Source organism: Catellatospora sp. NPDC049609, from assembly GCF_040675365.1.
Classification (GTDB): Bacteria; Actinomycetota; Actinomycetes; order Mycobacteriales; family Micromonosporaceae; genus Catellatospora.
The window spans coordinates 1-12,912 of the sequence record NZ_JBFAOU010000211.1; the positions used below are offsets into that span (position 1 = coordinate 1).

8 protein-coding genes are annotated in these 12,912 nt (G+C 72.3%); 2 read left to right on the forward strand and 6 right to left on the reverse strand.

Annotated features, from left to right (window positions below):
• The 3 genes from AB0J67_RS34910 to AB0J67_RS34920 form a co-directional block, all read right to left on the reverse strand.
• Nucleotides 1-1,163: peptidoglycan recognition family protein (locus AB0J67_RS34910; RefSeq protein ID WP_363488979.1), on the reverse strand; the 1,163-nt coding region annotated here is incomplete at its 3' end.
• A 47-nt stretch (nt 1,164-1,210) separates the two neighbouring features.
• Nucleotides 1,211-2,659, reverse strand: coding sequence for a VCBS repeat-containing protein (locus AB0J67_RS34915; protein WP_363488981.1), 1,449 nt, complete (start codon nt 2,657-2,659; stop codon nt 1,211-1,213).
• Nucleotides 2,660-2,913: 254 nt separating this feature from the next.
• The gene (locus tag AB0J67_RS34920; protein ID WP_363488983.1) at nt 2,914-3,918 is read right to left on the reverse strand and encodes a LacI family DNA-binding transcriptional regulator; all 1,005 of its coding nucleotides are present in this window, start codon (nt 3,916-3,918) and stop codon (nt 2,914-2,916) included.
• Between the two features lie 273 nt (nt 3,919-4,191).
• On the opposite strand from AB0J67_RS34920, the gene AB0J67_RS34925 reads away from it, so the two are divergent.
• Nucleotides 4,192-6,789: an FG-GAP-like repeat-containing protein gene (locus AB0J67_RS34925; RefSeq protein WP_363488985.1), complete on the forward strand. Its 2,598-nt coding sequence runs from the start codon at nt 4,192-4,194 to the stop codon at nt 6,787-6,789.
• Nucleotides 6,790-6,971: 182 nt separating this feature from the next.
• Here AB0J67_RS34925 and AB0J67_RS34930 read toward each other — a convergent pair whose 3' ends face one another.
• From AB0J67_RS34930 to AB0J67_RS34940, 3 genes are all read right to left on the reverse strand, one after another.
• Nucleotides 6,972-7,535, reverse strand: a complete 564-nt coding sequence (locus AB0J67_RS34930) for an AAA family ATPase (protein WP_363488987.1) — start codon at nt 7,533-7,535, stop codon at nt 6,972-6,974.
• Between the two features lie 148 nt (nt 7,536-7,683).
• Nucleotides 7,684-8,751 (reverse strand): hypothetical protein, encoded by a 1,068-nt coding sequence (locus AB0J67_RS34935; protein ID WP_363488989.1) that lies wholly within the window; start codon nt 8,749-8,751, stop codon nt 7,684-7,686.
• Between the two features lie 139 nt (nt 8,752-8,890).
• Nucleotides 8,891-12,085 (reverse strand): DUF2961 domain-containing protein, encoded by a 3,195-nt coding sequence (locus tag AB0J67_RS34940; RefSeq protein WP_363488991.1) that lies wholly within the window; start codon nt 12,083-12,085, stop codon nt 8,891-8,893.
• Between the two features lie 267 nt (nt 12,086-12,352).
• Here AB0J67_RS34940 and AB0J67_RS34945 point away from each other — a divergent pair.
• The coding region (locus AB0J67_RS34945; RefSeq protein WP_363488993.1) for a M23 family metallopeptidase at nt 12,353-12,912 on the forward strand (560 nt) is incomplete at its 3' end.

A 12,912-nucleotide genomic window follows, 5' to 3' on the forward strand; every position in this document is an offset into this window, starting at 1 on the left:
AGGTACTGCGCGCCGCCGCCGCCGGAGTTGACGAGCGACATGTAGTAGTTCCAGTTCCAGTGCGGCCCCGGGTCGGTGTGGTTGTTGCCCGGGATCTCGTTGTGCCCGCGGATGTTGGCGCGGGTCTTCGGGATGCCCCACCGGTTGGCCAGGTGGCGGGACAGGTTCGCCGACGAGCGGTACATCGCATCGGTGAACCAGGCCGGGTTGTCCACGAAGCCCTCGTGCTCGATGCCGAGCGAGTACGGGTTGCCCGACCGCGCGTGGTAGCCGGTGTCCTCGTCGCGCACCATCTGGGTGACCTCGCCGTTGCTGGACTTCACCACGTAGTGCGCGCTCACGCCCGCCGACGGGTTCTGGAACCAGCTGATCGTGCCCGCGTACGAGCCCTGGGTCACGTGGATGACGATGGTGGTGATCGCCGCCGAGCGGCCCGCGCCGTAGTTGGCGGTCGACGCGGGGATCCAGCGCGCGCCCGGGTACTGCGGCACCGGCACGGCAGCCGCCGCGGCACCCTGCGGCGCGGCGGTCGACACCGCTCCGGCGGGCTGCACGGCGGCGAAGCGGCCCAGCTCCGGGCGCACCCGGCTCGGGGCCACGGCCACCACGTCGCGCTCGGTGCGGGCGACGATGCCCTGCTGGAGCAGCGCGTACACGTGGTCGGCGGACAGGCGCGCGGTGGCGTCGCCGCCGGCGCCCGCGTAGGCGGCCACCACCGGATACCAGGCCGCGATCCGGCCGCGGTCCGCGCCGGTGAGGCCCTGCCGGTCGGCGTACGCCCGCAGCACCGCGGCCGCGCCCCGCACGTTGGCCGCGGCGTCGGTCTTCAGGGTCGCGGTGTCCAGGCCGGTCAGCCGCGCCGCGAGCGGCAGGCTCCGGTTGCGGGGGTTGTCGGCCAGGTGCATGACGCCGTAGCCGTTGTCCTGGCTGGGCAGCCCGTCGTGGTCGATCAGCCGGGTCTCGCCGAAGCCGACCGCGACCAGCAGGTCACGGGGCACCTGGTAGGTCTTCGCCGCGGTGGCGAAGGCGGCGTCGAGCCCGGTGGCCGGTGCGGCCGGTGCGCCCGAGGCGGACGCGGGGGCGGCGGCGAGCAGCAGCGCGCCGGTGAGCGCGGCACCGAGCAGGGTCGCTGCCCGGCGGTGCCGTGGGGGATGGGGTTTCACGGGTTCCTCCAGTGCGCGAGGGGTGGTCGCGGGTGGGGTGGAGCCGGTCACAGCGTGGTCTCGCCGTGGAGACCGAAGAAGTCGTGCCACTTCACGCCGCCGGCGAAGCCGCTGCCGGTGGACAGGCCGACGAAGACGTCGTTGGTGGCGCCCTTGGTGAACACGACGGCGTCGTCCCTGCCGTCGCCGTTCACGTCGGCCAGGTACGGGAACTCCCCGCCGAGGCAGAAGAAGTCGTTCCACTTGACCGTGGTGCCGACGAACGAGGTGCCGTTGGACAGCGCGGCGTACACGTCGGCGTCGGCGTTGCAGGTGAACGTGACGATGTCGGCCCTGCCGTCGCCGTTGACGTCGCCGACGCGCGGCAGCTCGGCGCCGACGGCGAACAGGTCGTGCCACTTCTGGCTCGCCCCGAACGACGAGCCGGTGGACAGCGCCACGATCACGTCGGCGGCGCTGGCCGGGCCCTGGGTGAACGTGATCAGGTCGGCCCGGCCGTCGCCGTTGACGTCGGCCACGGCCGGGTACTCCCCGGCGATGGAGAAGTACTCGTGCCACTTCACGCCCGCGCCGAAGGAGGTGCCGGTGGACAGGGCGACATAGACGTCGCCGCGGCCGTCGTGGGTGAAGGTGATGATGTCGTCGCGGCCGTCGCCGTTGACGTCGCCGACCGCGGCGATCTCCGCGCCGGGGGCGAACCAGTCGTGCCACTTGGCGCCGCCGAGGAAGCCGGTGCCGGTGGACAGGGCCACGTACACGTCGGCGCTGCCGCCGCTGTTGTGGGAGCCGTGCGTGAAGGTGATCGCGTCGTCGCGCCCGTCGCCGTTGACGTCGCCGGTCAGCGCCGTCTCACCGCCGACGGAGAAGAAGTCGTTCCACTTCACCGACGTGCCCGCGAACGCGCTGCCGGTGGACGCGGCGACGTACGCGTCGGCCAGGGTGCCCTGGTTGAACGCGACGATGTCGTCGCGGCCCTCGCCGGTGAAGTCGGTCGGCGATCCGGCGTGGATGTCGATGTTGCGCCGCGCCGCCGCGAGCAGGTTGTTGGCGGTGCCGACGACCTGGTCGTACCGGTCGGGGAAGCCCGAGCGCTGCACGCACTGGGCGACCTGGCCGGGGGAGTAGGCGGGGTTGTTGCGGTCGCAGGTGATCGCCCGGCTGAAGTACTGGATGGACGCGTAGACCGGGTCCATGATCTGTTCCGGGGTGCCCCAGCCGTAGTCCCAGCGCTGCTGGAACACGCCGAGGGAGCTCTTGTCGCCGCACGGCAGGTTGTTCATGCGGGACTCGACCCAGCCGGCCTCGAAGCCGGAGAGCATCACCTTGTCGTTCACGTTGAGTGACTTGCCGACCCGGTAGACGATCAGCGTCACGTTGGGGTCGGCGGTGGACGGGATGGAGGTGCAGGCGGCCTGGGCGGGGGTCGCCAGGCCGGCGGAGACGAGTGCGGAGGTGAGCAGAACGGGGGCAGAAAGCATCGCGAGCAGACGTCGCATGACCGCTCCTGGGGATGGGGGAGTGCCCGTCGATCACGGGCAGGCTTGACTCGCCGGTGCTGTTGGACCGGATCTGACCAGCTGTTCAGTGGTCACGTCCGCGGGGCCGACGCGTACGGCCGAGCACGGAATCGTAGGCGGTGAATGGGTGCCCGCGAAATTAGCAACCACTGTGGAGGGTCGTCAAGTAAAGAATCTACATCGAGATATTTCTATCAAGGTGCACTACGCCCACGCGCGTGGCCGCGCGACGGTCAGCGCGCGGCGGGTCGGGCGGAGCTCTCCCGCACCTTCAGCTCGGTACGCAGAGTGACCGTGGACGGCGGGCGGGACGGCTCGGCGATCCGCTCGGCGAGCAGCAGCGCCGCGGTGCGGCCCAGCTCGTAGGTGGGCTGCACGACGGTGCTCAGCGACGGCCGCACCAGGTGCGCCCAGGGGATGTCGTCGAAGCCCACCACGCCGATCCGGTCCGGCACCGGGATGCCCCGGTCGACCAGGCACTCCATCGCGCCCACGGTCATCAGGTTGTTCGCCACGAAGACCGCGTCGGGCGCCTGGCCGCCGTCGAGCAGCGCGGCCATCGCCTGGTAGCCGCCCTCCTGGCGGAAGTCGCCGTAGCGGACCAGGTCGTCGCTCACCGGGTGGCGGTGCGCCCGCAGCGCCTTGGTGTAGCCGCGCAACCGCTGCTGGGCGGTGGGCAGCCGGCGTGGACCGCTGATGCACGCGATCCGCCGGTAGCCCGCCCCGATCAGCTGCTCGACGGCCAGCTCGGCGCCGTGCTCGTTGTCGACCAGCACGCTGTCGACCGCCGCGCCGCGCACCTCGCGGTCGATGGCCACCACCGGGGTGCCTGCCTCGATCAGCCGGTTGACGTTGGCGGGCTTGCCCGTCGAGGAGATGATCACGCCGGCCATCTGCTCGGCCAGGGCCGCCGCGACGTAGCCGGCCTCCTTGGCCGGGTCCTCGTCGCTGTTGCACAGCACCACCGAGTAGCCCGCGCCCTGCGCCACGTCCTCGACGCCGCGCACCATCGAGGTGAAGAACGGGTTGCCGATGTCGGAGATGATCACGGCCCAGATGCTGGTGCGCTGCCGGCGCAGGTTGCGGGCCAGGGCGTTGGGGCGGTAATCCAGCTCCCGCATGGCCTGCTGCACCCGGGCGGTCAGTGCGGCGTCGACGCTCGCGCGCCCGTTGACCACGCGGGACACGGTGGCGGCGGAGACGCCCGCCTGCCGGGCCACGTCGTAGATCGTTGCCATGCGTCCTCGCCTTCGCCGCGCCACCGGGTCCCCGCTGATGCCACCCTGCGGCGGCTGCGACGGCGACGAAGGGCGGCGGGGGCGACTCGGAGCGTAGCAGGAGAAATCGATTCCCTGACGGCTGAAAGTTTTCGCCAGGATCCGGCCCTGTCTTGACGATGAAAAACCATCGATGTAGCTTGCGTCAAGAAATCGATTGCTCGCACCACCCTCGCGATCGGACCGTCGGCATCCGACGTACGAGCGCGGCCCTCCGTCCCCCGGGAGAATGCGATGCGCCCACCTTCCCGCCTCGTGCCGGCCGTGCTCGCGGCCGCACTGCTGGCCGCCGCCGCGGCCACCGCGCCACCCACCGCCCCGGCGGGCAACGCCGGGCTCGTGCCCGTCGCGGCGTCCACGCCGCCGCCGAGCACCTTCTTCGCCACCACCTCGATCGCCTCGCACGCCACCACCCAGGCCAACGGCGACGGCGACCTGTGGGCCAACTGCTGGTCCGACGACGACCACGTCTACACCGCCCACGGCGACGGCCGGGGCTTCGGCGGCACCTTCTCCGACATCGGCGTCAACCGGGTCACCGGCATGCCGGGCTCGCTGGTCGGCACCACGCTGGCCCTGGGCGACCAGGTCGGCCAGGTCTGGACCGCCGACCACACCCGCAAGCCGACCGGCATGGCCTGCGCCGACGGCGCGCTCTACCTGGCCGTGCAGGACCTGGCGCTGGACTTCGACGACGCGCCCGCGGCCACCATCGCCCGCTCCAACGACAAGGGCCGCACCTGGACCTGGAACCGCTCGGCGCCGATGTTCGGCAACGGCGTGTTCACCACGATCATGTTCCTGGACTACGGCAGGAACTACGCCAACGCGATCGACGGCTACGTGTACGCGTACGGCCTGGACCACAACTGGCGCGACTCGTTCGCCAACCGGGTGCCCGATCCGGTCGACGTCTACCTGGGCCGGGTGCCCCGCGCCTCGGTGCAGAACCGGGCCGCCTGGCAGTTCGTGTCCGGCTTCGACGCCGCGGGCAACCCGCAGTGGTCGTCGAACATCAACAGCCGGGTCGCGGTGCTGCACGACGACCGGCGGATCTACCCGGACGTCCACACCGCCGGGCGGGTGCGCAACCTGAGCGTGATCAGCCAGGGCGGCGTGGTCTACAACAAGCCGCTCAACCGCTACCTGTACACCTCGTGGACCGAGTACACCTTCGAGTTCTACGAGTCGCCGACGCCGTGGGGGCCGTGGAAGCCGTTCGCCACCAAGGACTTCGGCGGCTACCCGTGGACCCTGTCCAAGCACGGCGGCTACGCGGCCACCATCCCGTCGAAGTACATCAGCGCCGACGGCCGCTCGGTGTGGCTGCAGTCCAACGTGTGCCCCTGCGGCGGGGGCGGCACCGCCGTCTACACGTACTCGCTGCGGCCGATGACGCTGGTGCCGTACACGCCGACGAGCGCGACGAACCCCTACGACCCGGCCCGCAACCTGGCCCGCGAGCCGGGCACGGTGCCGATCGAGCGCGTCGCGCACTACGGCAACACCCACCTGCTCAACGACGGGGTGCGCAACGTCAGCGAGGACGACTGGAACGACGAGCGCAAACCCGAGAGCTGGTGGGGCTACACCTGGCCGCGCCGGTACGCCATGAACAAGGTCGTGTTCACCTCGGGCGCCTCGTTCGCCGACGGCGGCTGGTTCGCCGCCAACCTGCGGGTGCAGGTGCGCCGCAACCACCAGTGGGCCGACGTGCGCGGGCTGAAGATCGCCCCGCTGTACCCGAACAACAACACGGCGGTGCCGTACAGGACGTACACGCTGGGCTTCGACCCGGTCGCCGGCGACGGGGTCCGGATCATCGGCGCACCGGGCGGCACCCGCACGTTCACGTCGCTCGCCGAGCTGGAGGTGTACTTCGGCGCGTACGCCGGGATGCCGCTGGGCGGCTCCTCGACCGACCTGACCGGCGACGGCAAGGACGACGCCGTCGTCTTCACCCAGAACGCGCTCGCCGACGTGTACGTGGGCGCCTCCAGCGGCACCTCGTTCAGCGGTGGCGCCAAGTGGCACGACATGTTCTCGCTGCCCGGCGAGACGCCGCTGACCGGCGACTTCAACGGCGACGGCCGCGACGACGTCGTCACCTTCACCCGCGGCACGCTGGGCGACGTCTACGTGGCCCCGTCCACCGGGGCCGGGCTCGGCGCGTCGGCCAAGTGGCACGACTGGTTCGCCCCGGGCGTGGAGACGCCCGCGGTCGGCGACGTCAACGGCGACGGCAGGGACGACATCCTCACGTTCGTGCAGGACGGCAACGGTGACGTGTTCGTGTCGCTGTCCCACGGCTCGTCGTTCGGGGCCGGCGCCAAGTGGCACGAGTTCTTCGCCCCGCCGGGCGAGTTCCCCGCCGTCGGCGACGTCAACGGCGACGGCCGCGACGACATCATCACCTTCACCCAGGGCACCACGGGCGACGTGTACGTGGCCCTGTCCACGGGCTCCGGTTTCGGCCCCGGACTGCTGTGGCACGACTCCTACGCGTGGGGTGGCCAGACGCCCCGGGTCGGCGACGTGAACGGCGACGGGCGGGCCGACGTGGTGGCCTTCGTGCAGGGCTCCGACGATGTGTACGTGGCCCTGTCGACCGGGTCGTCGTTCGGGGCGGCGGCGCTGTGGCAGGGCTCGTTCGCGCCGCTCGGGCAGTTCCCTTACCTGGGCGACGTGAACGGCGACGGCCGGGCCGACGCCGTCGCGTTCTCCAGTGACGGCGAGGCCGACGTGTTCGTGGCGCTGTCCACGGGCACCTCGTTCGGCGCCGCGACCCAGTGGAACGACTTCTTCGGCCTGCCGGGGGAGACGGCGTTCTGAGGTAGACCGCACGCCGAGCAGGGCGGGCCCCGGGGGGTGGCCGCCCTGCTCGGCGCGCTCGCGTCCGCGCAGGTCACCGCCGGATATCGATTGCGCTACTGTCCGATCTGTTCCGTTGGCAGACTCCACGCCAGACGCTTATGTTTCGTAGCCGTAGAAGGTGCAGTCCTGGAAAATTTCGGTCAGGCCGGTGTGCCGGGCCGAGCCGCACCCGCGGCAGCGGCACGGATGCGCTCGGCAAGGCCGGCCACGTCGACCGGGAGGTTCGTGTCGACGCGGTGGACCGTCCCGGCGCCGATCGGCGTGGCGTTGCGGATCCACAGCGCGAAGCGTTCGTGCACGTCCACGACCGTGTCCCGGTGGATGGGGTGCCGGTGCGCGGCGCGGGCGAGGTAGCGCGTTCGCGCCACCTCGTGGTCGACCTCGCACCACACCTCGTGCGTCGTCTCCGGGGCGACGCCCGCCCGTGCCAGCCCGGCGAGGGCCAGGTGGTGGATGTGAGCCAGCCAGGGCGACTCGACGACGGCGCCGGTGGGGGAGTCGGCCAGCAGCGTCCACAGGGTCTCCCCGGCGGCCGTGCCCAGAGCCCGGCTCCACTCCCGGCTGACCTCGCGCGGGAGGTGGTCGGCGAGCGTCTCCTTGACGGCGTCCTTGGCGAGCACCGGCAGCCCCAGTTCCCGACCCAGGGCCCTGGCCAGCGTGGTCTTGCCCGCAGCGGGCAGGCCGTTGACCAGTACGACGAGCATTCGGCCGATGTTACCGGCCACCGGCGCGGCCGTGGGGCGCCGACCGCGCGGCCACCGCTTGTGGCGTGAGGTCGACCCGGCACGCCGCCGGCCGCTGCGGTGGCCCGGCCACGTGCTCGGGTCGAAGCCATCGCGGCGGCGGTGATGCCTAACGTCGGCGCTGCCACCAGCGGCGCTTCACGGGCGGCGCCGGCTCCTCCTCGTCCTGTGCCGCGCGGTCGAGCACGGCCTGCGCCAGCGCACGATCGTCGGCCGTGCAGCCGGGCGTGACCAGCATCAGCTGTGCCAGCGACTCCTCGATGGTGACCAGGCGCTGCGCCGCGACGGCGGCGTCGAGCCGCGCCCGGACCAGACCACGGACCTCCTCGCGCAGCTCGGGCTCCCGGTACGCGGTCGTGACGAGCGCGAACAGCGCCGCGTCGGCGACCCAGTCCTCGACGCCGAGGGCGAGATCGACCAGGACCGCGCGCCGGGTCGAGGTCGCCCAGGGCTCGTCCGCGGCGTGGTGCAGGATGCCGAGGCACACCCACGGCTGCAGGAGCCGGTACCAGTACGTCGGCGTCGACCTGGCCAGGTGCTGCCAGCGCGGCGTGTCCGGCGGCTCCGGCAGGTGCGCGAGCAGCCCGAGCAGGTCGTCGAGGGGCAGCTCGCCGAACGGCTTGGCCTGCACGTAGCCGGACAGCGGCGACGGCCACGGCTCCTCGCCGACCTCGTGCAGCACCCGGATCGCGTCGGCCGACGGCGCGGGCACGGCGGGCAGCGGGTCGGCGCCGTCGTAGCGCCAGACGACGTACCGGCCGGGCAGCCGGACGGGGGCCCGGATGTCCGGTGCCGGGAACGCGGCGACCTCGACGTGCAGCGGACCGGCGACCCGCCGGGCGGCCGTCACGGCGCTGGGCGGCTCCGCGGCGGACAGCCCGGCCGCGGTGATCGTGAGCTGCTCGCCCTGCGCCCGGCGGGAGCCGATCTCGTCGGCCAGGTTGCAGATCGCCTCGCTGGGCATCGGCACCCAGTTGAGCCAGCGCCGTTGCGCACCGGCCATGGCGAACACGATCTCGGTCATCGCACAGGGATGCGGATCGTCCTGCACGGCCACGAGATCCGCCGCGTCGCCGGTGGCACGGAACCGCAGCGCATGCCGCGCCGCGTCGCGGTGCCGGAACTCAGGCTCGTCGGCCAGTCGCCGCAGTTCAGCGTCCACATCATCCGGAAACATGGCGCGCAGCGTAGCAACCGGCGGGGTCCGGCGGGGGGTCCCGCCCGATGACGCCGGCGCGCGACCGTCCGGCCGGGCGCGGCCCTCCGCATTGTTTCGCGGAGGGCCGCGGGTGTGCCGCCCTAGGCGTACGCCCGGATCACGGCTGGAGGCCCGGTCGGGGGAGGTCGGAGCCGGGGGCGAAGCCGTCGTGCCACTTCCAGCCGTTCTGGACGTACCGGGCGCCGTCCGACAGCGACACGTACACGTCCGCCGCGCTGCCGCCGGTGTAGGTGACCACGTCGGCGCGGCCGTCGCCGTCGAAGTCGCCCACGCCGGGCGTCTCCGTGCCGATGGCGAAGTTGTCGTGCCACTTCACACCACTGCCGAAGGCACCGCCCCCGGAGCGGAACACGTACACGTCGGCGGTGCTGCCACGGCTGAACGTGATGACGTCGTCGCGCCCGTCGCCGTCGGCGTCGCCCAGCGTGGGCAGATCCGTGCCGGGCGCGACCTGGTCGTGCCACTGCCACGCGTGCTGCACGAACCGCGACCCGTCCGACAGCGCCGCGAACGCGTCGGCCGAGCTGCCGCGGATGAACGTGACGACGTCGTCGCGGCCGTCACCGTCCACGTCGCCGACGGCGGGCAGCTCGGTGCCGAACCCGAAGTTCTCGTGCCACTTCACACCCGGCCCGAAGGACGAGCCGGTGGACAGCGCGACGTACACGTCGCCGGTGGAGCCGAGCGTGAACGTGAGGATGTCGTCGCGGCCGTCGCCGTTGACGTCGCCCACGGCCGGGGTCTCCGTGCCGATCGCGAACCAGTCGTGCCACTTCACGCCCGCCCCGAACGACGAGCCGTGCGACAGCGCGACGTAGACGTCGCCGCCGGTGCCGCGGGTGAAGGTGGCGATGTCGTCGCGGCCGTCGCCGTCGAAGTCGCCGGTCAGCGGCAGCTCCTGGTCGATGGCGAAGAAGTCGTGCCACTTGGCGCCGTTCGGCACGAACCGGCCGCCGTCGGAGACGGAGGCGTACACGTCGGCGAGGGTGCCCCGGGTGAAGCCGACCGCGTCGTCGCGGCCGTCGCCGTTGACGTCGGTGACGGTGCGCCCGCGCGCCGTGCCGCCGACGGCGGCCGAGGCCGGACCGGCGTTGCCCGCCGCGTCGAGCGCGACCACGCGGTAGTACCAGGTCTGCCCGGCACGCAGCGGGCCGTGCCGGAAACTGGTGCCCGACACCGTCGCGCGCAGGTTGCCCGCGGTGACCGGTACGTCCGCGCTCTGCGACGCGTACACCCGGTACGCCGTCACGCCGACGTTGTCGGCGGGCTCGGACCAGGACAGGCCGAGCGCGTGCACCCGCGATCCGGACAGCTGCACGCCGGTCGGCACGGCCGGGGCGGAGCCGTCCGTGAACGGCGTGACCAGGCTCAGCGCCGTGTAGCGCGCGGCGGTCCAGGCCGGGGCACCCGCCGCCGGGGAGAGGGTTACCGTGATCGTGCTCCTGCCCGCGGTCAGCGCCGGGGGCAGCGCGAACTCGTCGGCCAGCCAGCGCTGCGCGCCGTTGCCGAGCGGCTGGAGCCAGCTGCCCGCCGCGGCGCCGTCGACGGTCACCGCGACCTGCTGGTGGGGCTGCTGCTGGTCGCCGACGCGGCGCAGGCGTACCCCCTGGTTGGTGGGGTCGATCGCGACCCGGAACGAGATCGGGGCGGAGCCCGCGCGGACCGGGCCGGTCACCGTCACGGTGTCGTCGTCGCCCTCGAAGACCGAGGTCAGCGCGGACTGCGCGCCGCCGTCGGTGTACGCGTGCGCCGCCCGGCTCGCCGCGTCGGTGACCACCACAGTGTCGGTGCGCGCCGCCGCGACGGTGGGCTGGGTGTAGAGGAACGCGGTGGAGCTGTACTCGGCGGGCTCGTTGGCGGACGGGCCGTGCTCGACGCCGAAGCGCAGCGCGGTGGTCCAGGCGATCGCATCGCCGATCGTCAGCCGGTACGCCGTGTCGCACTCGTCCGGGCAGGTGCCGGTGCGGCGCAGGTGGCCGGGGTTGCCGGTGAACACGCCGCTGTACTCGCCCCGGTTGAAGTACCAGCCGGACTCGTAGAAGTCCTCGGTGCCCGTGCCGTACCAGGCCGGCGTGGGCGAGCCGTCGACGTGCACGCGCTCGTCGCCCTCCAGGTAGTTGCGGGTGTTGCCGGAGGTGATGTGCCCGCGCATGGTCTGGGTGACGCCGACGAACCGGCCGCGCCCGGACTGGTCGGCCACGAGCCAGTCGGCGCCGTTGACCGTCTCGGCCCGGCGGGAGCGGGTGCTGAAGTGGCCCGCGGTGCCGGTGGCGGCGAGCCGGTCGGTCCACTGCGTGCCGGGTGCGGAGGTGACCTCCGCCTGCACGCCCGACACGGTGCCGCCGGTCGTGTTGGCCAGGGTGATCGTCGCAGAGCCGCGCAGCGGCATCGGCCACCACGAGCTGTACCAGCCGCCCGGTGCGGTGTCCATCGCCGACATCAGCGAGCGCACGTGACGCTCGCCCAGGCCGGAGCCGAAGAACTCGCCGACGGGGGAGTCGACGGTCTGCCGGCCGTCGAACGTGATCCGCAGGCGCAGCCCGTTCAGCACGGCCTCGGTGGCGCTGCCGTCCGGGATGCGCAGCCGCAGCGCGGAGACGGCGCGCGGGCCGGTGAGCGTGGCCAGGGTCGCCGACCCGCCCGCCGGCACGGTCACCGTGGTCGCGGTGGTGCTCGCGCCGGGCTGGGCCGGTTTCGGGTCGCGGGTGCCGGCGGCGCGCAGCAGGGCGACCACGTCGTCGGCCCGGTCGGCGGGGTTGAACGTGCTGATCCCGGTCGCGTCGGCGAACTTCCGGTAGCTCACGTGGTGGAACAGCGGGTTGAACTGGGTGGTGATCCGCATGGACTGCCGGTACGGCATCGGCACCTTGACCGTGACGCCGCCCGAGGTCTGGTCGGCGTTGGTGACCAGCGGATAGCTGAACGGCGCGCCGAGCCCGCCGTTGACCAGGTGCTGCAGGTTCGTGTCGACGACGGTCACGCCGTCGAGCTCGATGCGGATCCAGCCCGTCGCGGACACGTCGCCGCCGTCGCGGGTGAACCAGATCGACTGCACCTCGCCCGGCCCGCGGTCCTCGGCGATGACGCACCCGCCTGACGTGCGCAGGCACGAGTACGCGCCGCTGAAGCCGTCGTCGTTGGAGCCGTCGCGGCCGAAGCTGGAGAACTGTCGGGTCTGCGTACCGGCGGCGAGCTGCGGCAGCTCGTCGAGGCGGCGGTAGACGTCCCAGCCCACGGGCCCCCGGTCGGCGGCGGCGACGCCCGACGCCACCAGCAGCACCCCCACTGTCATGGCAACCCGTCGCATCGCGGCCTCCAGCAATATTGGAAATCGATTGCCGACCAGTTTGGACAGGGCAAGTCAGCAATGTCAATCACTGGTCCACGATGGATTCTCGTTAAATGCCTTGGAACAGCGGCAATCTGCAGCGTCACTGCTCGGTGACTGTCGGCGGCCGTTCACCTGGCATTGACAGGTGTGAGGGTCCGTGGCCAGACTCGGGACATCGATTTCTCCTACCCCGTCCGGCCGCATCCCCCGCGGCCGAGAGGAGCTGCCATGGGCCGCAGAGCCCGCTTCCTGCTGCGCACCCTTCTCGTCTCCGCCCTCGTCGCCGCGGGCGCCACCGTCGTCGCGCCGGTCGCGGCGCACGCGGCGCCGCTGTTCAAGGCACCGTTCCCGTGCGGTCAGCGGTGGACCTACAGCCACCACTCCGCCGAGGTCCGCCAGGCCCTGGACTTCGTACGCTCCGACGGCGGCGTCACCAACGGCACGCCCGTGCTCGCCTCCGCGGCAGGCACGGCGTACCGGTTCTCCCAGCCCAGCGGCGCCGGCGACTACATCGCCATCGAGCACGGCGGCGGCTGGAAGACGTACTACTTCCACCTCAGCGCGTACTCGGTGCCCAACGGCGCGCCGGTCGTCCAGGGCCAGGTGATCGGCCTGACCGGCAGCACGGGCAACTCGTCCGGCCCGCACATCCACTACGAGCAGCTGCTCAACGGCGTGGGCCAGGTCATCGTCATCAACGGCCAGTCGCTGGCGCCGTACCCGGGCTCCTACCACCAGCGGCATCTGGTCAGCGACAACTGCGGGAGCAGCGCGCCGGTGCCGCCTCC